We start from the raw sequence: 19,052 nt of genomic DNA, 5'->3' as shown, positions 1-19,052 counted from the left end.
CTAGCTTTTCGCACATATCTCCGTCGCATCAGGAGCGAAATCTGACGTCAGGCTCCGTATCCCGACGTCGTACACGCGTACTTCCTCATCGAAGCCCTTGAGGTGGCGCGCGCCGAGGGCGACCATCGGAATCTTGCCGCCGACGGAACACGCCACAGAGTCATCGGTGAGAATTTGCTGATCATCGGCCGACGAACACAGTCTGGACGCCAGGTTCACGACATTGCCGATCGCGGTGTAGTCAACGCGGGCCTCATAGCCAATTCGGCCGACCGTCGCCCATCCCATCGCGAGCCCTATGCCGAAACCGACCGCGTGGCCGCGCAGACGCCACTCCGCGATCAGGTGCTGAACGGCATCCTGCATGTCAATCGCCATCTCGACAGCGCGAAGCGCTGGCTCCGCGCTCGGCACAGGGGCGTTGACAAGCACCATCAACCCGTCCGCCGAGAAGTTGGTCAGCGTGGCCTCGTAGCGCGTGATGATCGCGCCGAGAGCCTCATAATAGTCGCGCAACACCTTCATGACGTCATCAGGTTCCGCATGCGCCGAGAACGCGGTAAAGCCGCGTAAATCGCAGAAGACTGCGACCACCTCCGCCCGCTGGCCCGCGAGCACGCTCTCGTCACCGGACTTTTCCACGAGCTCGGCGACCTGCGGTGAAAGAAAGCGTTTCAGCCGCGCGATCCGCTCGGAGCGATCCCGCGATATGGCGAGTTCCTGCGCCATCTGGTTGAACCGGACCGCCAGCCGTTCAAGTTCATCTCCAGTGGCGATGTCGATCCGGTGATCGAACTGTCCGGCCCCAATTTTGTCGGTGCCCTCCTCCAGCAGGCGGATCGGGCCGGTCATGCGCCTGGCAAGCCAGTAGGCGAGCGCCGCCGCCAAGACGATTGCCGCAAGCAACAGGCCACCAGTCCGCCACAAAGAAGCATAGAGCGGTGCAAACGCCTCTGCCTGCGGCTGCTCGACGAACACAGTCCAGCCAACACTGGGGATCGGTGCCATCGCAGTCACGACGCGTTCATCCTCGGCGTTGCGGGCCGTCGTCGCCTCGCCACCTGCTGTGGCGATCTCGTCCCGCAATCTGAGCAGGGCCTCCGCAGTGTTCTCGTCGGTGCCCCGCAACACTTTGCTGATGTCTGGGTGAGCGATGATCCGGCCGGTCTGGTCGAGAACAAATGCCTGGCCGCTGCGCCCCACACGAATTTCCGAAATGACAACCCAAATGAGCTTCAGGTTGATCTCGACGACGACGATGCCGTATCTCTCGCCGGGTCCCCACAGTGCCATGGTCATGAACGGTTCGGAGCCATCGCGGTAGGTGACCGGGCCATACCATATGCCCGTCGACAGGGCTCCCACAACGGCAGGATCACCTGAGCGATCCAATCCTCCTTCAACCCTGTTCAGGTCAATGCGGGAGACGTGCAGCCGCTCCACGCCAGCACGGTCGACAAGACTTATGCTGACGATTGCAGGGGCTTGGCGCATCGCCCGCAGTGCATCCAGCCGTTGTCCCCGGGTGTCCGCGGTCAAGGTCCTTTGGACCATCCAGCCGAGCTGATCCCTGATGTCGTCGAGAAAGCTCTGCATCTTGCCGGCTGCCGATGTGGCTTCCACCCGCAAGAGAGCGCTGAGCATGGCACGCTGGTCGCGATAGCCGAACCAGGCGTCGCCGATGCCGCTGGCAGTTATGGGGACAATGACGGCGGCGAAAAGGGCGACGAAATACTTCCGAAACAGTGATCGGCGCACGGGGGCGGCCTCGGGATGGATCGAATCCCGCACATCATCCTCATTCGATGACTCCATGATCAGTACGGTCTGCGGCAGATCGATGCCGAGGGCATTGGCCGTTTTCAAATTGATCGACAGCTCGAACTTTGTCGGTTGCTCGAGCGGAAGATCGCCGGGATTCGTTCCCTTGAGAATCCGGTCGACATAGAAAGCCAGCCGATGCAGCATCTCCGCGTAATCCGCGGAATAGGCAAGCAGACAGCCGTTTCGCGGATACCACGGAGCCCATGCCATCGTCGGCAACCGCTGCTCGAGTGCCAGATCGGCGATATGTGCCGCCTCGCCGGCGAGCATGACGTCGGGCAGGACGAAGATTGCCTGCACGCTCTCTTTCTTCATTTCCGGGATTGCGACATCGAGGTCCGCCGGCTGCCTGATGTGATGAAGCTTCACGCCAATGCCGAGCTTTTCGGCCGCGCGCATTGCATCAGCCTCGAATGGCAAATAGGAAACGTCCGGGTTGGCCAGAACCCCGATCGTGACGATACCCGGAATTGCTTCTTTCAGCAGTTCCAGACGCTTGGCAGTAAGTTCGGTCGCATAGTAGCTCACCCCGGTAAAATTGCCGCCTGGTCTGGCGAGGCTGGCGACGAGGCCAGCGGATATCGGATCCCCGCTGACGATCGATACGATCGGGACCGAATCCGTCACCTGGTGGGCTGCACGTCCCGCCGGTTGAGAGCTTGTCACGATCACGTCCACAGAAAGCTGCACCAGCTTGCGCGCCGCTTCGGCAAGTCTGTCGTAATTCTTGCCGGCCGCCTGGCACTCGAGTGCAAAGGTCTCGCCCTTCCTATAGCCCAGTTCCTCGAGCCCCTTGAGAAACGGTCCGAATTCGCCCTGAACAATACCCGGGCTGCAGTCCCAATAGGTGAGAAGGCCTACATGCGGAACAGTTGCGGCCAGCCCAGGGCTGGCCGCAAACGGTCCACCGAACAGTGCCAGCAGGTAGCAAGAGCGAAGTACCCTTGACGCATTGGATCCACCTGATCGGTTTCGGACGGCAGCCGATGTCAGGAACCATTCCCAAATGATGCGAATTTCACGCTTCGCCGGGGCTGCTCATCCAAAAAAGTCGTTCCCTACATCGAGCACTTGGTGCCCAAATATAGCGCTATTTGATCCACTCAGAAAGCGACACCACTAGCTGCTGGGCGGAAAGCGCGAAAGAGACGCACATGACCCCGTTTCGACCGCGCGAAGGTCAGAAAATGGCGTCGACAACCGTCATTCGCCGATATCGCATCAAACGAAGTTGTTGGCGCTAAGCTGACATTCGAACGGCACGATTGAACACGCGTCCTGCTGCCGTCATCTCTGAGCGCCTAGCGCGTCGCCCGCCGCGATCCCTCAACCGCGTCGAGCCGCTCCTGCAAATGCCCATTCAGCACGATCATTTCCTTGAGGGCCCTCACCGCATCACCCTTGTGCCGGGCGATGAACCTGTCGGCGATGGCCTGAAGGGCGGCCTCCTGGCGGCTGTCGAGCGTCACGATGTGGTCCATGGAGATGCCTCCAAATGTTTCTGTTCAAATTGAACAAAACGGGAACAAATATGTCAAGTGTGAATTGACTCCGTGAGGAATCCCTTCCTATTTGTCAGCAGGTGGGGCGGTTACTCACAAATTAGGGAGAGCCGCGATGGGCAGACGAAAAAGCCGGTTTGACAGGCTGTCGACGAGGGATGCGGAGGCGATCATCAGGGACGCTCTGAGCCTGCGCAGGACGGTGCTTTCGTCGCAGCTGCATCTGAAGGCGCATGGCGAGCTGTATTGGCAGCTTAGCGGACTTGTCGACAAATTGCATGAGGTGATGGCCAGCCTAGCGAACAAGGAGCCCGATTTCCGGATGCCGGATCTTGGCCTGCTTCCGCTTCCCGAGGACTATTTGGCCCGGAAATGACCGATGGCCGGGGCGATGGACAGCGTTGGACGTGCCGCGAAGGCCAACATGCTGCTGATCGTCGAGTGCGGCCATTGCTACCATGTGGGACGCTTCAGGGCCAATGATGTCGCGCAGGTGGTGGGCTGGAACAAGCCGCTGGAAGCGATCAGGTTCAGGTGCAAACGGTGCAGCCGGAAGGACACTACCGTGCGCACCCAGTTCATCGACCAGGACCACCCGCCGAAGGGCTACATCTGGGTGCTGCAGAAGTTCAAGCTTTAGAACAGCGAACCCTGTACGGGCGCCTGTGACGCCTGCGGCGGAAACTTGATCTGCGTCGCCGGCTTGTCGACGATCACCAGCGCGTCGTCGGGTGCCGTGCGCTGCAGGTGTCTGGCCTCCGACCACGGCGCTGTCAGCCAGGTCTCGGTTTCCTCCTGGGTGGTCAGGATGACAGGCATGGCCTTCTCGTGAATTGGCGCGATCAGGGCGTTTGGCTTGGTGGTCAGAAAACCATAAAGCTCGAAGTCGCCGGGGCCGTCCTTGACCTTGCGCACGCCTTGCCAGCGCGTCCACAGGCCGGCGAAGAAGAACAGCGGCCGCTCCTCGTTCAGCGCGAACCAGTAGTTCCTCTGGATACCGGTATCCGGGTCCTTGTCGCCCGGCGCCGGGCTCGGTTCGGCGAAGCTGGTGAGCGGCACCACGCAGCGGTTCTCGACGCCGAGATATTGCTGCCAGTGGCCGTATTGCGGGTTGCGGATGTTGGTGGTGCCGTAGTCGGCCTTGCCCTTCACCCGCTCAATCGGCGTCGGCATGCCCCACAGCAGGTTGGCCAGCTCGCGCGTCCCGTCCGGCGCGTTGCGCACCACCGGGCCGGGCTGGTTGGGGTAGATGTCGATGGAGGGCTCGAGATTGCCGAGGATGTCGCGCAGGGCGCGTGTCCACTGGCGGATCGCCTCCTGGCTGGTGGTGATGTTGTAGAGGTTGCACATGTCGAGCCCTCAGGGATGTTCAGGCATCTTGTGGGAAAGGGCAGGGAAATTCCAGCGCCGTCCGCTCGGCTGCTGACACGCTACCCCAGCCACCACCACAGCGCCGCGATCACCGCCGCCACCCGGGCGATCGACCGCGCCAGAAGGAAACTACCGTGCGCGGCGGCGAACCGCGGGCTCCGCTTACGCAACGGACGCCGATTGTGCGCGTTCTACCCATTAGGAGGAGCATCGGGATGTGACGCCTGGTCTCATGCGCTTACAATCGGAGGCAAACCATGATGTCTAAGTTCAAAGAAGCCCTTGAGCGCGGGAAGGAAGCCCGTGAGCAAGAGGGGAAGGTCCGCAATGAAAAGGCCGAGGCAGGTGTGGTGGACTTCGGCGCGCAAGCCAGGGCCTGGCTAAACCACGTCGTGGTTGCGTCGTTGGAGGCGGCCAAGGCTGAAGTGGCGGGCGAGGTGACTGTCGAGATGGACACCGCGCCACGCCGCCAAGCCAAAGCGTCAACACCATCTATCCGGTTCAAAGTCTACTGCAAGCAGGGCGTGGAGAAGGAGGAAGTCGGAAGGACGTTCACGGTCAACGTTCAGCTGAGTGGGCAAGTGTCGGTCTCTTCGCCCGGGATGGTGGCAAGAGAAGTGGGAAACATAGGGGATAGGACTGACGAGCGGTTCTCTACCTTGCTAGCGGAACTTATTGAGGACGCAGCAAAGGGCACTTAGCCAGCAAGGTGTCGAGAAGGGCAAGCAATTTCCAGCGCTGCCCGATCGGCTGCTGACACAGCCGGGCCAGTCAGCTTTCCTAATGTCGCGAATACCCCCTCCGTTAACCTTTCGTTAACCATGGCTGGCTAGCGTTTACCTATCAGTAAGGAATCGCTGTCCGTGACCTTCGCCGCCCCCGTCGAGACCAAATCCATTCGTTTTCGCGCCCGCTCGTTCGTCGCCTTCACGCTGACGCCGGAGGCCCCGCTTTCTGAGTGGCTGGAGAGCCTCGATCGCTGGATCGGCAATTCACCGGGCTATTTCGCCGGCCGGCCGGTGGTGCTCAACCTCAACACGCTGAAGCCTGAGGTCGGCCGGATCGAAGCGCTGGTCGCTGAGCTTGGCCTGCGCGGCATCCGCATCTACGCCATCGAGCTCGACGGCAACACGGCGCTCGAGGCCAATCTGCCGCCCGTGCTGATCGGTGCGAAAGAGGCCACCGCCGGGCTGCTGATGCAGGCCGACAGCAAGGGCAGGCCTGAAGAGGCGGGCAAGCCGGAAGAAGGCAAGGCGGAACAGGGCAAGCCAGAAGACAGGCAGCCGGAACCGCCGGCCACCCTGATGGTCAAGACCCCGATCCGCTCGGGACAGTCGGTCTTCCACGCGCATGGCGATGTCATCGTGCTGGGCTCCGTCGCCTCCGGTTCCGAGATCGTCGCCGCCGGCTCCATCCATGTCTACGGCACGCTGCGCGGGCGGGCGTCTGCCGGGGTGCTCGGCCATTCGGCGGCGCGCATCTTCTGCCGCAAAAACGAGGCCGAGCTGCTGTCGGTCGACGGCTGGTATTGCACCGCCGAGGAGATGGAGCCGTCCTTGCGTGGAAAAGCCGTCCAGGCGTTTCTCGAAAAAGACACGCTGCGCATCGCGCCGTTCAGCTAAGCAATGCCGGCCAAAGGTGCGCAATATTTTTGTGATGCATATGAAACAAGCACTTAAGCGGATCTCCTAAATCAGACGCTTAACAATACCAACAACAATAATGGAGGCATATATGGGCAAGGTAGTGGTGGTCACCTCGGGCAAGGGGGGCGTCGGCAAGACGACCTCGACTGCCGCCCTTGGTGCCGCGGTCGCGAGGACCGGCAAGAAGGTGGCCCTGGTCGATTTCGACGTCGGCTTAAGGAATCTCGATCTGATCATGGGCGCCGAGCGGCGGGTGGTGTTCGACCTGGTCAACGTCATCCAGGGAACGGCCAAGCTCTCGCAGGCGCTGATCCGCGACAAGCGGGTCGAGACGCTGTTCCTGCTGCCGGCCTCGCAGACGCGCGACAAGGATGCGCTGACCGAGGAGGGCGTCGGCGAGGTGATAGAAAAGCTGAGCTCGGTGTTCGACTACGTCTTCTGCGACAGTCCGGCCGGCATCGAGCGCGGCGCGCAGCTTGCCATGCGCTTTGCCGACGAGGCGGTCATCGTCACCAACCCGGAAGTCAGCTCGGTGCGCGATTCCGATCGCATCATCGGCCTGCTCGACGCCAGGACCGTCAAGGCCGAGCGGGGCGAACAGATCGCCAAGCACGTGCTGGTGACGCGTTATGATGCGGCCCGCGCGGCTCGTGGCGAAATGCTCTCGATCGACGACGTTCTGGAAATCCTGTCGACGCCGCTCCTGGGCATCATTCCCGAAAGCCAGGATGTGCTCAAGGCCTCCAACCTCGGTTCGCCGGTGACGCTCAGCGATCCGACGAATTCCGCCGCCCGCGCCTATATCGAGGCGGCCAAACGGCTCGAGGGCGAGGAACTGCCGGTCGTCGTGCCGTTCGAGCGCAAGGGCTTTCTCGATCGGCTTTTTGGAAGGAGGGCAGCATGAACCTGTTAGACCTCTTCAAGCGGCGCGGCAGCGCGCCGGTGGCGCGCGAGCGGCTGCAGGTGCTGCTCGCCTATGAGCGCCGCAACCGCAGCCAGCCCGATCTCGTCTCGGTGCTGCGCGAGGAGATCATGGCCGTCATCGCCAGGCATGTGCAGATCGACCAGGATTACCTGCAGGTCTCGATGGATCGCGGCGAGACGATGTCGACGCTGGAGATCGACATCCAGATCCCCAACAAGAGCGCAAGGCCATTGGCCATGTCGGCCTGAGCGGCAGTGTTGCGGCCAGAGAAGCGCCGGAAAACTCCGGCGCCGCGCGGCGCTCCGCGAGCTGTCGCTTTCGACCTGCGCAGACCTGATCCCACCTGGCTCAGGCCTGTTGGCTCACGCCTTGGCCTTGAAGCGCGCCGCCTCCTCCGAAACGCTTGAGGCGTCGCCTGCGCTATAGGAATGCGCGCGGGCGTGGGAAGTGTGTCTGGCCGCCTGGATAGCGGTCGAGCTTCGGTAGCCCGTCCCGCGCATAATTGACGGGTAACCGTCGACCGATCGTCATAGAGGGCGCAAACGACCTTTGCCATTTTTGATCTCCCTTCGTCTGTCAACGAGGAAGACGCTCGGTTGTTAAGGCTGCCCGCCAAAACGAACGGGCGGCCACTTTGGTTTGTCAGAGGCCAGCAACTCTTAGCGCTTCCTGGGAAAGCGCTATTGCGAATTAGATGGAGGAGCCGGACGTGGCTTCAAGGCCAGCGGCAGGCAACGGTGCCGCGTTGCTCTTCGGACCTTGGGCGTAACGAACGACGGGCTGCCATTGCAGCCACTGCCGCGGTGGCGCCAGCCACAAAACCTCACTTCTTCCCTTGCGGGTAGATCGTCTCGCCGCGTTTCAGCATCTCGACGAAGGCGGCGATCTTCTTTTTGCGCCCGGCCTCGGTCTTCATGTTGTGGATGCGGAAGGCGAGCGCGAACCGGTTCTGTGCGCTGAGCGTTGCCAGCATCGCCTTCGCCTTGGGCTCGGCATCGATGGCCGCCTGCAAGTCCCCGGGGATTTTCATGTCCTTGCCGCTTCCGTAAGCGCGCGCCCAGCGACCGTCGGCCTTCGCTGCCTCGACCTGTTTCAGCCCGTGCTCGGTCATCCGGCCTTCCTCGATCAGCCGGGCGACGTTGTCGACGTTGATCTGGCTCCAGGTGCTCTTCCTGCCGCGCGGCGTGTAGCGCTGCAAATAGCTCTTGTCGTCGAGCCCCTTGCGCACGGCGTCGATCCAACCCCAGCACAGCACGACGTCGATGGCCTGCTTGGGCGTGATCGAAGGCAGCCCCGAATCGACCTTGTGTATCTTGATCCAGACTTCTGTCTCGGTGTCGTGGTGCTTGCTGAGCCAGGTGTAGAAGCTTTCGGCATCGCCGAATTCGCGCACTTTTTCAGGGTCGACCTTGACCGGCGGCATTAACCGGCCTGCCTTGGTGGTCCGGTGACACCCCGCGCTCGCTCATCGGATGCCTCAGCCATCGTTCCTCCCTCTGCGCCGCCGCATCCGTCTGGATGGTGCAACAGCGGGGAAGCGTCAACAGGTGGATGTAGCTGCCAGTCCGCCTCCTCCGTCCCGCGGCGCCCATGGCGGTTCTTCCCATCGTGATGTAACACCGTCCTGACAGAACCGGCCCATAATAGGCTCGGCGGGCCTCAACTGGGGGATGTGGACATGCGAGCGATGCTGTTCGGCCTGATGTTGCTGGCGCCAACCGTGGCCCTGGCGGAACCAATAGAAACCCAGAAGATCATCACCGCGCTGACCGGCGACTGGAATTGCGACGGCGCCGTCGACCTGGCGATGATCGTCGAGACCCAGCCAAGCGAACCGATGGACATGCATTTCTTTCTCAGGGATCGCGAACACAACTTTTTGCGTCCTGCCGGCATCGTGCGTGACCAGATTCTCGGAGAGTGGAACGGTTACGACCGCTCCGGCTACGAGGCCTCCGACACCGAGCCGGAGCTGACCGCACTGCCCAACGGCTCGATCAAACTGTATCTGCCGGCGATGCCGGTCGGCAGCAACCGGACCAACCAGACGCTGACGCTCGCTTACCGCGACGGCGTCTTCATCGTCGCCGGCTTTGCCTATGATTATCACGATAATCTTGAAGACAATGTCGCAAGCGACTGCGATTACGATGTTTTGACCGGCAAGGGCAAAAGCAGCAAGATGCAGCCCGATGGCACCACAAAGCAGAAGACCGTGGCGGTGGGAGGCAAGGTCATTGCCTTTTCTGAGTGGAACCCTGGAACAGGCTTCAGCGCCTGCGGCGAGTGAGGGCAGCGCCCCCGCATCACGAAGATCTGACCGGTATGGACTGCTTCACTGCAGCTGCGGTTTCTTGAGAAAGTTGTTGCGGTCGGCCGACTTGACGCGCAGCCAGGTTTCGCGGCCGTCGCGCACCACCCGCAATGGGATCTCGGCGCCCGCCGGGTTCTGCCACAGCTTGCGGTAGAAATCGGCGAGCCCGTCGACTTCGCCGTCGCGGACGTCCGAGATGATGTCGCCCTGGCGCAAGCCGGCTTCGGCGGCGGGGCTGCCTTCGGCGACGCTCATCACCACGACCTCGCCATTGCTTTCGGCGGAGAAGGCGCCGAGCCATGGGCGCGGTGGCTTGGCAACCTGGCCACGTGTCAGGAGATCGTCGAGAATGGGCGGCAGAAGGTCGATCGGCACCACCATGTTGATGTCGGCGATCTCGCCGGCGCGGCTCATCTGCAGGCGCAGCGAACCGATGCCAAGCAGCCTGCCGTCCTGCCCGATGAGTGCCGCACCTCCCCATGACGGATGGGCCGGCGCGGTGAAGATCGCCTCGTCCAGGAGATACTCCCAATAGCCGGCGAATTCCTGTTTGGTGACGATGTGCGCCCTGACAGCCTGGCCGATGCCGTCGGCAAGCACCACGGGGTCGCCGGCCATCGCCCTGGCCGCGTCGCCGAAAGCCACGGCGGGCAGGCCGAGCGGGGCCAGCGCCTGCACCAGGCCGAAGCCCGATTCCTGGTCATAGGCAAGCGCATGGGCGGGAACCACGCGCCCGTTATGGTCGGTCAGCCAGACTTCTTCCGCCTCGGTGATGAGATAGCCGATGGTGAGCACCAGCCCGTTATCGCGAATGACCACGCCGCTGCCTTCCCGGCTCGTGCCCAGCGCGTTGGCGGTGAAGGCGTCGTCGGGGATCGAGGCGCGCACCGCCACGATGGACCGCAAAATCGTATCGATGGTCATGCTCTCAATCCCGGCAAGCGATGCGTGGGCCGGCAAGGCCCGATATTCCTATAGGTATGGCGCACGTGACGGGGCGCAAGGGCATCGATTAGCCCTTCTCCCTCGGGGCCTATTGGGGAGAAGGGGCGCGCGGCATCGGCAATAGTTCAACATAAGTTGAACTTCCTGGCGACCGCACTACCTGTATCTAAGTGTAGACGAACCTGCCCCACCCTCCCTCTCTCATCGCGCAAGCTGATCCTCCCCAAGACGCTCCCCGCTCACAACACAAGGCCTCCCAAGATGAACCGATATACACCGCCGAAAGTATGGACCTGGAACAAGGAAAATGGCGGCGCCTTCGCCAGCATCAACCGGCCGATCGCGGGCCCGACGCATGACAAGGAGCTGCCGGTCGGCAAGCATCCGCTGCAGCTTTATTCGCAGGCGACACCGAACGGCGTCAAGGTGACGATCATGCTGGAGGAGCTCTTGGCGCTCGGCCACAAAGGTGCCGAATATGACGCCTGGCTGATCAGGATCAACGACGGCGACCAGTTCGGCAGCGGCTTCGTCGAGGTCAACCCCAACTCCAAGATCCCGGCGCTGATGGACCGCAGCGGGCCAAAGCCGATCCGCGTCTTCGAATCCGGCTCGATCCTGGTGCATCTGGCCGAAAGATTCGGCGAATTCCTGCCGACCGAGCAGCCGGCGCGCGCAGAGACCCTGTCGTGGCTGTTCTGGCAGGTGGGCTCGGCGCCCTATCTCGGCGGCGGCTTCGGCCATTTCTATGCCTATGCGCCGGAAAAGATCGAATATGCCATCGACCGCTTCGCCATGGAGGTGAAGCGCCAGATGGACGTGCTCGACCGGCGGCTGGCCGAAACCGAATATCTCGGCGGCAGCGACTACACGATCGCCGACATGGCGGTGTGGCCGTGGTATGGCGGTCTGGCCAAGGGCCGGCAGTACAATGATTCCGCCACCTTCCTTTCGGTGCAGGAATACAAGCACGTGCAGCGCTGGGCCGAAGCAATCGACGCACGGCCGGCGGTGCAGCGCGGCCGCATGGTCAACCGCGCCTTCGGCGAGCCGGCGATGCAGCTGCACGAGCGCCACGACGCCAGCGATTTCGACACCAAGACGCAGGACAAGCTGGCGGCCGAATGAGCGGCTTTGGCCAGACGCGTGGGGCCGGACACGTCCGGCGCCGCGCTTCTCGACCACATGGATCCTAGGGTCTCCGCGACGTCGCTTCGCTCCTGCTTCGCCCTAGGATGACGAAGACATCACTGCTTAAGGCCAATCGCGGACGGTGAAGATTGGGAGTTGCGTCGCCGCGTGGCGGTTGATGGCAAATCGCTAACTTCGAGATTGGCTGAACAACACTCCCCCGTTCGTCATCCTAGGGCGAAGCGGGAGCGCAGACCTAGGAATCCATACCGTTAGGATGACCGAAAAGGGCAGCGATCGCCCTCAAGCCTGTCCTATTGCACAAGCCACAGGCAGGCTTCCGTGCTGCCAACACCAGACATATGTATCCGGATATATATACTGCTTCACTAAAGTAACGGAACGTCCAATGCACATTCCCAGAACCGAACAAGTCCGCTTTCAAAAGGCTTAGACCATCTTATCTATTTCGGTCGCATCATGATCTAAGCAAATCGATATTCTGCCGGCGCGTAACCTGAATCTCGACACGCGCCAAAACCGCATACCGTCTCGTCGGTCCAGCACTCGCGGTCGCGGATCACCTATGTGTCTTTCGCCCGGCTCTGTAGATCACTTGGACGACGAGCAAGAAATATCCAACCTGCGAAACGATCAAGGTAAGGACCGTCCAGCCCAGCGCCTTCCAGATTGAACCCGTTGCCAAAAAAGTCGAGAGCGCCACGACGAATGACGCGGTGGTCATCCCCACCAGGAACTGTGGAAAATTCATCGCTTTTCCAAGCCGTCCCGGAGCTTCTAACAGCCGCGACGGCCACCCTTGCCCATTTACCCCGGACCAACGTTTTCACCCTTTCAATGGTTGCGCAAGTGGCAAATGGATCAGAGGTGTGCACATGCTTAATGCATCCTCTGGTTGAGATGCATCCTGGCGCCGTGCTGTTCCATTCAGAAAGAGCAGACCTATTGCGGAGGCACGATGGAAAGTGGTTGCGCGCCGGGTGCGCTGGGCGCAACGTGGGCTTGCGGACTGCCACAAAACAAGAATATCAGTCCAGGGGAGAATGGGGCCAAGGGGGATTACATGGCGCTCAAGGTAATCGGCGCGGGATTTGGACGCACGGGCACATGGTCGACCTTTGCCGCGCTGAACAGGCTCGGCTTTCCCTGCTATCACATGCAGGAAGTGATCCTCAACAAGGCCAACAAGGGCCACCTCGACTTCTGGCGCAAGGTGGCGAACAGCAAGCCCGGCACACCGCACGACTGGGACCGGGTGTTTGCCAACTACACGGCGACGGTCGACAATCCCGGCTGCTGCGTGTGGCGGGAATTGCTGGCCGAATACCCCGACGCCAAGCTGCTGCTGACGCTTCACCCGCGCGGCGCCGCAGGCTGGTACGACAGCACGATCGATACGATCTACTTCACCGAGAACCTCTGGCAGTTCAAGATCCTGGAGTGGCTGACGCCGTTCGGCCGAAAATTCGGCGACATGTCGCGCAAGCTGATCTGGGGCCGTGTACTGGCCGGCGTGATGGACGACCGCGAGCGGGCGATCGCGCGCTACAACGCCTACACCGAGGAGGTGAAGGCAGCCGTGCCGGCGGAAAAGCTTCTGGTGTTCACGGTGACCGAAGGCTGGGGGCCGCTGTGCCGCTTTCTCGGCGTGGCGGAACCGCAGGAGCCGTTCCCGAACCTCAATGACCGCGAAAGCGTCAAGAAGGTGATCCGCGACGTCATCAAGGGATCGTACATCATGCTCGGCCTGTCGATCGCCGGGGTGGTGGCGGTGCTGGGCGGGCTTTGGTGGTGGCTGGGATAGTGGCCAGGAGATAACGCCGGGCAATCGCTTCAGACAAAAATGGCTCCAACCGGATGTTGGGTTGACCACTGTCGATAACGGCGCCGCCCTTCATTGCCCTGCCGGGCATTTCTCCCCGTATAGTGGCGGGGAGAAAGACACTTCGCCACGGATTTCGCCAGTCTCCAGCGGTTGCAGAAAACGTGCCGAGGTTGCGGCCAGCCCCTTCTCCTCGTCACTCTATGGGGAGAAGATGCCGGCAGGCAGATGAGGGGCAGCACAAAGCTGAAGCGATTGCCCTGAGGTAAAACCCACCAGCGCTGGACAGCCTCAACTCATGGAACCAGTTGCAGGTGATCGCATAGGCGCTAGGTCGGATGACTTCCGCATCCTCGTTGTCGCGACCGGCCGGGGTCAACGTGCCTGTCATCGGAGAAGCAACCGCCCCGCCGTGCCTCCTGTGGGCCCATTCGCCGGCTCCTTGCGCAGTAACGGTTTCTTCGTTGCTTTTGTCGCACAATGGCCGCGATGGGGCAGGCGAAGTCCAAGGGGCATGGCTGACAAGAAGAATCGCAACGGAGAGTTCTGGGAGCTGGCGCTCGAACGCGCGCATCTTGGCGTCTGGGATTGGGATCTCAGGACCGGCGACTGTTTCTACTCGGCAATGTGGTCGCAGATGCTCGGCTATGGCCAGGGCGAGCTTGCCGAGACAAGCGACCTTTGGCTGCAACTGACGCATCCCGACGATCGCGAGCGGGCGGTGGCCAGCGGCGAACGCCACATTGCCGGGCTGACCGAGTCCATCGAGACCGAGCTCAGGCTGAAACACAAATCCGGTCACTGGGTATGGGTTCTCGATCGCGGCGGAGTGGTGGAGCGCGACGCGGAAGGCCGGCCGCTCCGGCTGATGGGCGTCCAGACCGACATCACCAAGCAGAAGCAAGCGGAAGCACAGCTTGAGCAGGTGAACGTCCGCTTTCGCCTGGCGTTAGCAGCCAGCGGCACCGGCATCTGGCATCACGATCTCGCCGCACGCAAAAGCTACTGGGACCAGCGCACGCGGGAAATCTTCGGGCTTGTCGCCGAAACCGACGAGGTGTCGCAAGACCTCTGGCACAGCTATCTGCATCCGGATGACAGGGCCGACGCCGAGCGGGCCCACTTGGCGCCACTGCAAACCCAAAAGGTCGTCGCCGTGCAATACCGCATCATCAAGCGGGACGGCGAAATCAGACATGTCGAATCGCTGATACGGCTCATCGCCGACGCCCAGTCGTCGGGCCAGATCCTGGGCACGGTGCGCGACATCACCGAGGCGAAGCAACGCGAGCAGGAACTTGCCCATGCGGCCCACCATGACGCGCTGACCGGCCTTCTGAACCGCGCTGCATTCGACCGGCTGCTGGCCGAGCATATCGCAACGGCGCGCCCGCTCGCGATCTTCTACGTCGATCTCGACTACTTCAAGGCTCTGAACGACTTCGCCGGCCACGCCGCCGGCGACCTTGCACTGAAGAGCGTCGCCAAGCGCATTCAGGGCTGTCTGCTGCCGTCGGTGCATGCCGCGCGCCTCGGCGGCGACGAGTTCGCGCTGCTGGTGCCTGATTGCGACGCAGCGCAAGCCGAGCGTCTCGCCGGTGCCGTTCTCGCGGCGGTTCGCGATGCCGACATCGGCTCGACGGCGGCGTCGCGCAAGCTCGCGGCCAGCATCGGCATCGCCTTTGTCGCCGATGAGAATACCGCGGTGGCCGACGCGCTCGCCTGCGCCGACGACGCCTGCTATGCGGCCAAGGCCGCCGGGCGCAATCGCTTCGCGGTGTTCTCCCCTGAGACAACATCGGGTTCCAGCGGTCTCAATGCGGCGCGGCTGGCGGCCGACACCGTCGATGCCATGGAAGACGGAAGGCTGAAACTGTTCGGCCAGGAAATCCATCGGCTCGGAACACCTTTGCAAGAGAGCCGCCATGTCGAGGTCCTGGCGCGGCTCGCCGGGCGCAACGGGCGGCTGATCCCGCCGGGCGAGTTCATCCCGGCGGCGGAGCGGTTCGGCATAGCCTCGCGGCTCGATCGCTGGATCATCAGGACGGCGCTCTCGCTTCATGGTCCGGCGCTGAAGTCAGGGGCGCTCACGCTCGGCTTCAACCTGTCGGCGCAGACCCTGAGCGATCCGCAGCTTTGGGATTTCGTCGACGCCGTCATCGATGAGACCGGGGCGCCGCATGCCGGCATCGGCTTTGAGATCACCGAAACCGCCGCAGTCACCAATTTCACTGCTGCCGAACAGTTCGTCCGCAAGGCGCGCGAGCGACGCTGCCGCGTCAGCCTCGACGATTTCGGGGCGGGCATGAGTTCGTTCGAATATCTCCGGCGCTTTCCCGTCGACGCCATCAAGATCGACGGCTCCTTCATCGAGCATATTGCGGAGAGCCGCTTCGACCGCGAAATCGTCTCGGCCATATCCGGCATCGCCAGAAGCCTCGGCTGCTCCGTGGTGGCGGAGAGGATCGAAGAGCAGGCTTCGCTCGACATCCTCAGGGGTATGGGCGTTGCCTTCGGCCAGGGATTTCTACTGCACCGGCCGGAGCCGCTGCAAGCGATCGTGGCACGGGCGAGCGCGCAAGCGGCTTTGCCAGCTGGACGGCGAGCATAGCATCCGCTCGCCGGGTGCAAGGCTGCAGGACGGCCAGCGATTGCGCGAGATCGGATTCGCGTCGGTCGAAGGTGAGAAAGCCTAAAAGCCGCGAGAACTCCGGAACAGTTCCAGCGTCGACACTGCGAGTTGGTCAGGGCTTTCCCGGCGGGCGATAGNAGTTCCAGCGTCGACACTGCGAGTTGGTCAGGGCTTTCCCGGCGGGCGATAGCGGATCGACTTTGCCTTCCCAAGCGCTTGCATCGTCTCCTCGACGCTTAGGAGAACGGTGGTCTCGTACGAGTTGATCGCTCCTCCCGCACCGATGGCCAGCATGACAGATGCCATCGAAACGTTGTCTGGCGCCTCCCACAGGTTCCAGCCATCGTGCTCTCCGAACGCATACCAGAACCCGTGCAGCTTTCCGCCCACCGACTCGATGTAGGTGCGGGCTGCCTCGCGTCTATCCTCGGGGTTTTCGATCAGGCGCGCCCAGGTCTCGGGCGTATAGCTGAATCGTGAGAGATACATGGGCATGGTTCGCCTCCAGCGCTGCCGATCCCCGCGGCTCGGCGTCAAGGGATCGAGGGGAATGGCGCCGAGCCTAACCGGCTTGGGCAGTTCGCCGGCTGACGAAATATGCTCTTAAGCTAATATAAGAGCAACAGCTATAAATCCGCGCTCCATAGGTCGCCTCATAGCTTCCGCCGAAGAGACCGCAGAATGCTGGATGGTTCCAGTTCGACTTTTTTGGCCATGCCGGTTCGCCAATGTGAACCGATTAGTCAGCTAATTTAGTACCTTTGTTTATCAAGGCAAAATCCGGTCTTAGCGGAAATGGCGAGCGGGCAGGCGCGCGACATTTGCCTGCCGTGCCAATATCCGCAGCCAAAGCAGCATTACAAGCGAGTGGGAAATTATCCGGCAGTCGGCGCAATCATCAGGAGGCCCGGCTCTGCCGGGCCTCCTTCGAGCCTGTCTCGGAGCCTGTCTCGTTCAAGAGGCTGCAGAGCGAAACGGCCTCGTCGTGACACAGGCCGATCAGCGCAAGCGCCGAAAACTGGGCCGGCAGATCGAGCCTGACGTCCCACACCATCCATCTGCCGTTTGGCTCCATGACACATTCAAAACGCAATGCACCGTCCGACATTCGACCCCCCAACGATTGCCGCTAGGTGGTATCGCGTCAAAGTAAAAGAGTTATTGCGTTCCTGAAACCTGGCGTTGAATCCGGCCGATAGCGCCGGCAGGCCGGGAACACGCGGTGTGGTCAAGTCGCAGTGATGAATCCGGCCGCGATGATGATCCGGCCGCGGTGATGGTCCGGGTCGACGCCGCCGGATGCGGATCAGGCGTTGCGGCTCGCCATATGCGCATCGAGCTTCTTTCTCGAAGGCCCGTACCGCTTGATGATGGTCGCGGCCTCGCTCGGCGGTATGCCGTATTTTCTTGCAAAAGCCGCAGCGTCGTAAGACTCCTCGCCGGAGGCCGGTTTGCGGTCCTGCTTGCTCTTGGATTTGTCGTCGGCCATGTCGTCCTCCGTCACATCCGGTCGATATAGGGTGCCCTGGTCCGGCCGACCATCCTTACCATTCGGAAAGGCGGGCACACCGGTCCCCCCGGGGCATTGCTGCGCGATGCAGCAGTCTGATCGGATCAAGACCGATCGGTTGCCCGGCTGGGGAGCTGCTGGTTCCCGCTCATGGGCTCGAACCACGATTCACGCCTTCAAAGGGCGCTGTCCTACCATTAGACGAAGCGGGAGTAGAGGAAGTGAACGTTGTCTAACACTTTCTCATCCGCGCATGAAGGCGCTTCATGCCGTCATCTGCTTGAGCACTAGACACGCCCTTTTCAGCAGGGCCTTGAAGATAGGAGCAATCGCCGTGATTAAAACCGACCTCTCCGACGTCTACCGACACTACATTGCCTGCCTGAATAAGCAGGACTGGCCGAAGCTGGGACAATTCGTTCATGATGAGGTGATCCACAACGGCCGGCGGCTGGGGTTATCAGGTTATCTCGAAATGCTGGAGGGAGACTTTGCTGAAATTCCGGACCTTCATTTCAACGTTCAGATGCTGATTTCCGATCCGCCCTATATAGCGAGCCGGCTAACGTTCGACTGTACGCCGAAAGAAATGTTCCTTGGCCTCCCTGTAAACGGAAGGAGAGTTTCCTTTGCCGAGAATATTATCTACATGTTTCGTGACAAAAAAATTGTACAAGCATGGTCGGTTATAGACAAGGCGGCTATCGAAGCTCAGCTTTAGGATGATAGATTGTCGCGTATCTTGCCTCAAAGCGGTCTTTACCATGCTGGACAATGTGCCCTGAGCCTAGACTCGCGTTATGGCCAACAGCCACGCCAGAAGTTCCAGCAACAATAGAAACAAGGCAAGCTGTAGCGACATGCGCAAGCGCTGAATGATCCGCCAATTGCTGGCCATGTCGGTTTTAATGCGCAGCGCAAGCGCGCGGTGCATCACATCCATGGTGCCGGAAGGGTCTTTATCGACAAAGTCCTGGAGCAGCTGCTCTGGATCGAAGCGGAACGTATAGGCGTAGTAGGGCCACAACATGATCACGACCAGCAGCCCGATCAGGAAAAGCAACGCCAGCGCCAGCCAGTCCCACAGCCCCAGTCCGTCCAGGAGAGCCCTGCCGCCGAGGAGAGAACTCACGAACGCGGTTGCAAAGATCAGATTGCCCGCTCGCGTATTGAGGCTCTCCACCACGTTCTGCTGATGCAGGAGACCCCGCACCGCTTCCGCATAAACGAAGGCCAGGCGGGGGTCAGATGCCGCAGCGGGCTGGGAGTGGTTTTCTCCCGCCGATGAAGAATGCTCGGCCATGAGGTGTCGTTCCGCGTTCCGATATGAACCACGATATGAACAATGGCAGCTGCCTGTCTACCGCATGTCAAGGACCCGGCCTTGACGCCTGCACACATTGCCCCAG

20 protein-coding genes, 1 tRNA gene and 2 pseudogenes are annotated in these 19,052 nt (G+C 61.6%); 11 read left to right on the top strand and 12 right to left on the bottom strand.

Features of this window, described 5'->3' with window-relative positions; genetic code table 11:
- The 3 genes and pseudogenes from CIT31_RS25665 to CIT31_RS25660 all read right to left on the bottom strand — a co-directional run bounded on the left by CIT31_RS25665 (position 1) and on the right by CIT31_RS25660 (position 3,305).
- Positions 1–1,815: a cache domain-containing protein gene (locus CIT31_RS25665; RefSeq protein WP_425350660.1), complete on the bottom strand. Its 1,815-nt coding sequence runs from the start codon at positions 1,813–1,815 to the stop codon at positions 1–3.
- Positions 1,816–1,875: 60 nt separating this feature from the next.
- A pseudogene (locus CIT31_RS34690) lies at positions 1,876–2,604 on the bottom strand (ABC transporter substrate-binding protein); the annotation flags it as partial.
- Between the two features lie 521 nt (positions 2,605–3,125).
- Positions 3,126–3,305: a hypothetical protein gene (locus CIT31_RS25660; protein WP_095520890.1), complete on the bottom strand. Its 180-nt coding sequence runs from the start codon at positions 3,303–3,305 to the stop codon at positions 3,126–3,128.
- Positions 3,306–3,441: 136 nt separating this feature from the next.
- Here CIT31_RS25660 and CIT31_RS25655 point away from each other — a divergent pair, with 136 nt between their 5' ends.
- Together CIT31_RS25655 and CIT31_RS25650 are read left to right on the top strand one after the other, a co-directional pair.
- Positions 3,442–3,702: a hypothetical protein gene (locus tag CIT31_RS25655; protein ID WP_095520889.1), complete on the top strand. Its 261-nt coding sequence runs from the start codon at positions 3,442–3,444 to the stop codon at positions 3,700–3,702.
- A 3-nt stretch (positions 3,703–3,705) separates the two neighbouring features.
- Positions 3,706–3,966: a hypothetical protein gene (locus CIT31_RS25650; protein ID WP_095520888.1), complete on the top strand. Its 261-nt coding sequence runs from the start codon at positions 3,706–3,708 to the stop codon at positions 3,964–3,966.
- Here CIT31_RS25650 and CIT31_RS25645 read toward each other — a convergent pair.
- On the bottom strand, positions 3,963–4,676 hold the full coding sequence (locus CIT31_RS25645; RefSeq protein ID WP_029351312.1) for an SOS response-associated peptidase: 714 nt from the start codon (positions 4,674–4,676) through the stop codon (positions 3,963–3,965). The two genes, CIT31_RS25650 and CIT31_RS25645, sit on opposite strands and share 4 nt — an antisense overlap.
- A gap of 278 nt (positions 4,677–4,954) precedes the next feature.
- Between CIT31_RS25645 and CIT31_RS25640 the strand changes: the two genes are divergently transcribed.
- From CIT31_RS25640 to minE, 4 genes are all read left to right on the top strand, one after another.
- Complete coding sequence (locus CIT31_RS25640; protein ID WP_095520887.1) at positions 4,955–5,398, top strand: hypothetical protein; 444 nt, start codon at positions 4,955–4,957, stop codon at positions 5,396–5,398.
- A gap of 162 nt (positions 5,399–5,560) precedes the next feature.
- On the top strand, positions 5,561–6,319 hold the full coding sequence (gene minC / locus CIT31_RS25635; protein ID WP_095520886.1) for a septum site-determining protein MinC: 759 nt from the start codon (positions 5,561–5,563) through the stop codon (positions 6,317–6,319).
- Between the two features lie 112 nt (positions 6,320–6,431).
- Positions 6,432–7,247, top strand: a complete 816-nt coding sequence (gene minD, locus CIT31_RS25630) for a septum site-determining protein MinD (RefSeq protein ID WP_029351318.1) — start codon at positions 6,432–6,434, stop codon at positions 7,245–7,247.
- The gene (gene minE, locus CIT31_RS25625; RefSeq protein ID WP_029351320.1) at positions 7,244–7,516 is read left to right on the top strand and encodes a cell division topological specificity factor MinE; all 273 of its coding nucleotides are present in this window, start codon (positions 7,244–7,246) and stop codon (positions 7,514–7,516) included. Before minD ends, minE begins: the two co-directional genes overlap by 4 nt.
- 181 nt (positions 7,517–7,697) lie before the next feature.
- Here minE and CIT31_RS35925 read toward each other — a convergent pair.
- Positions 7,698–7,824 (bottom strand): annotated as a pseudogene (locus tag CIT31_RS35925) (NAD-dependent formate dehydrogenase); the annotation flags it as partial.
- A gap of 267 nt (positions 7,825–8,091) precedes the next feature.
- The gene (locus CIT31_RS25620; RefSeq protein WP_095520885.1) at positions 8,092–8,691 is read right to left on the bottom strand and encodes a YdeI/OmpD-associated family protein; all 600 of its coding nucleotides are present in this window, start codon (positions 8,689–8,691) and stop codon (positions 8,092–8,094) included.
- A 255-nt stretch (positions 8,692–8,946) separates the two neighbouring features.
- Between CIT31_RS25620 and CIT31_RS25615 the strand changes: the two genes are divergently transcribed.
- Positions 8,947–9,558 (top strand): hypothetical protein, encoded by a 612-nt coding sequence (locus CIT31_RS25615; RefSeq protein WP_095520884.1) that lies wholly within the window; start codon positions 8,947–8,949, stop codon positions 9,556–9,558.
- Positions 9,559–9,603: 45 nt separating this feature from the next.
- Here CIT31_RS25615 and CIT31_RS25610 read toward each other — a convergent pair whose 3' ends face one another.
- Positions 9,604–10,506 (bottom strand): S1C family serine protease, encoded by a 903-nt coding sequence (locus CIT31_RS25610; RefSeq protein ID WP_095520883.1) that lies wholly within the window; start codon positions 10,504–10,506, stop codon positions 9,604–9,606.
- 282 nt (positions 10,507–10,788) lie between these two features.
- Here CIT31_RS25610 and yghU point away from each other — a divergent pair, with 282 nt between their 5' ends.
- The 3 genes from yghU to CIT31_RS25590 all read left to right on the top strand — a co-directional run bounded on the left by yghU (position 10,789) and on the right by CIT31_RS25590 (position 16,112).
- Positions 10,789–11,655, top strand: coding sequence for a glutathione-dependent disulfide-bond oxidoreductase (yghU, locus tag CIT31_RS25605; RefSeq protein WP_095520882.1), 867 nt, complete (start codon positions 10,789–10,791; stop codon positions 11,653–11,655).
- 1,087 nt (positions 11,656–12,742) lie between these two features.
- Positions 12,743–13,483: a sulfotransferase family protein gene (locus CIT31_RS25595; protein WP_029351343.1), complete on the top strand. Its 741-nt coding sequence runs from the start codon at positions 12,743–12,745 to the stop codon at positions 13,481–13,483.
- 532 nt (positions 13,484–14,015) lie between these two features.
- Positions 14,016–16,112, top strand: coding sequence for an EAL domain-containing protein (locus CIT31_RS25590; protein ID WP_095520880.1), 2,097 nt, complete (start codon positions 14,016–14,018; stop codon positions 16,110–16,112).
- 186 nt (positions 16,113–16,298) lie between these two features.
- On the opposite strand, the gene CIT31_RS25585 is transcribed toward CIT31_RS25590, so the two are convergent.
- From CIT31_RS25585 to CIT31_RS25570, 4 genes are all read right to left on the bottom strand, one after another.
- Positions 16,299–16,628 (bottom strand): GYD domain-containing protein, encoded by a 330-nt coding sequence (locus CIT31_RS25585; protein ID WP_065009070.1) that lies wholly within the window; start codon positions 16,626–16,628, stop codon positions 16,299–16,301.
- A gap of 403 nt (positions 16,629–17,031) precedes the next feature.
- Positions 17,032–17,241, bottom strand: coding sequence for a hypothetical protein (locus tag CIT31_RS25580; RefSeq protein ID WP_029351792.1), 210 nt, complete (start codon positions 17,239–17,241; stop codon positions 17,032–17,034).
- A gap of 198 nt (positions 17,242–17,439) precedes the next feature.
- Entirely contained in the window at positions 17,440–17,622 is a 183-nt protein-coding gene (locus CIT31_RS25575) for a DUF3606 domain-containing protein (RefSeq protein WP_095520999.1), read from the bottom strand.
- Between the two features lie 159 nt (positions 17,623–17,781).
- Positions 17,782–17,855, bottom strand: a tRNA-Gln gene (locus CIT31_RS25570).
- Positions 17,856–17,977: 122 nt separating this feature from the next.
- Here CIT31_RS25570 and CIT31_RS25565 point away from each other — a divergent pair.
- Positions 17,978–18,364 carry an ester cyclase gene (locus CIT31_RS25565; protein ID WP_095520998.1) on the top strand — a complete coding sequence of 129 codons (387 nt, stop codon included), beginning with the start codon at positions 17,978–17,980 and terminating at the stop codon, positions 18,362–18,364.
- Between the two features lie 66 nt (positions 18,365–18,430).
- On the opposite strand, the gene CIT31_RS25560 is transcribed toward CIT31_RS25565, so the two are convergent.
- Positions 18,431–18,946: a hypothetical protein gene (locus CIT31_RS25560; RefSeq protein ID WP_095520879.1), complete on the bottom strand. Its 516-nt coding sequence runs from the start codon at positions 18,944–18,946 to the stop codon at positions 18,431–18,433.
- Positions 18,947–19,052 lie beyond the last annotated feature (106 nt).

It is taken from the genome of Mesorhizobium wenxiniae (assembly GCF_002284535.1).
GTDB classification, from domain to species: domain Bacteria; phylum Pseudomonadota; class Alphaproteobacteria; order Rhizobiales; family Rhizobiaceae; genus Mesorhizobium; species Mesorhizobium wenxiniae.
Note: the sequence above shows the minus strand (reverse complement) of the source record. Positions and strands in the feature narration are given on the sequence as shown.

Coding starts and splice junctions, on each gene's coding strand:
- CIT31_RS25665 (WP_425350660.1), bottom strand. CDS start 1,815: ATGGAGTCATCGAATGAGGATGATGTGCGGGATTCGATCCATCCCGAG.
- CIT31_RS25660 (WP_095520890.1), bottom strand. CDS start 3,305: ATGGACCACATCGTGACGCTCGACAGCCGCCAGGAGGCCGCCCTTCAG.
- CIT31_RS25655 (WP_095520889.1), top strand. CDS start 3,442: ATGGGCAGACGAAAAAGCCGGTTTGACAGGCTGTCGACGAGGGATGCG.
- CIT31_RS25650 (WP_095520888.1), top strand. CDS start 3,706: ATGGCCGGGGCGATGGACAGCGTTGGACGTGCCGCGAAGGCCAACATG.
- CIT31_RS25645 (WP_029351312.1), bottom strand. CDS start 4,676: ATGTGCAACCTCTACAACATCACCACCAGCCAGGAGGCGATCCGCCAG.
- CIT31_RS25640 (WP_095520887.1), top strand. CDS start 4,955: ATGATGTCTAAGTTCAAAGAAGCCCTTGAGCGCGGGAAGGAAGCCCGT.
- minD (WP_029351318.1), top strand. CDS start 6,432: ATGGGCAAGGTAGTGGTGGTCACCTCGGGCAAGGGGGGCGTCGGCAAG.
- minE (WP_029351320.1), top strand. CDS start 7,244: ATGAACCTGTTAGACCTCTTCAAGCGGCGCGGCAGCGCGCCGGTGGCG.
- CIT31_RS25620 (WP_095520885.1), bottom strand. CDS start 8,691: ATGCCGCCGGTCAAGGTCGACCCTGAAAAAGTGCGCGAATTCGGCGAT.
- CIT31_RS25615 (WP_095520884.1), top strand. CDS start 8,947: ATGCGAGCGATGCTGTTCGGCCTGATGTTGCTGGCGCCAACCGTGGCC.
- CIT31_RS25610 (WP_095520883.1), bottom strand. CDS start 10,506: ATGACCATCGATACGATTTTGCGGTCCATCGTGGCGGTGCGCGCCTCG.
- yghU (WP_095520882.1), top strand. CDS start 10,789: ATGAACCGATATACACCGCCGAAAGTATGGACCTGGAACAAGGAAAAT.
- CIT31_RS25595 (WP_029351343.1), top strand. CDS start 12,743: ATGGCGCTCAAGGTAATCGGCGCGGGATTTGGACGCACGGGCACATGG.
- CIT31_RS25590 (WP_095520880.1), top strand. CDS start 14,016: ATGGCTGACAAGAAGAATCGCAACGGAGAGTTCTGGGAGCTGGCGCTC.
- CIT31_RS25585 (WP_065009070.1), bottom strand. CDS start 16,628: ATGCCCATGTATCTCTCACGATTCAGCTATACGCCCGAGACCTGGGCG.
- CIT31_RS25580 (WP_029351792.1), bottom strand. CDS start 17,241: ATGTCGGACGGTGCATTGCGTTTTGAATGTGTCATGGAGCCAAACGGC.
- CIT31_RS25575 (WP_095520999.1), bottom strand. CDS start 17,622: ATGGCCGACGACAAATCCAAGAGCAAGCAGGACCGCAAACCGGCCTCC.
- CIT31_RS25560 (WP_095520879.1), bottom strand. CDS start 18,946: ATGGCCGAGCATTCTTCATCGGCGGGAGAAAACCACTCCCAGCCCGCT.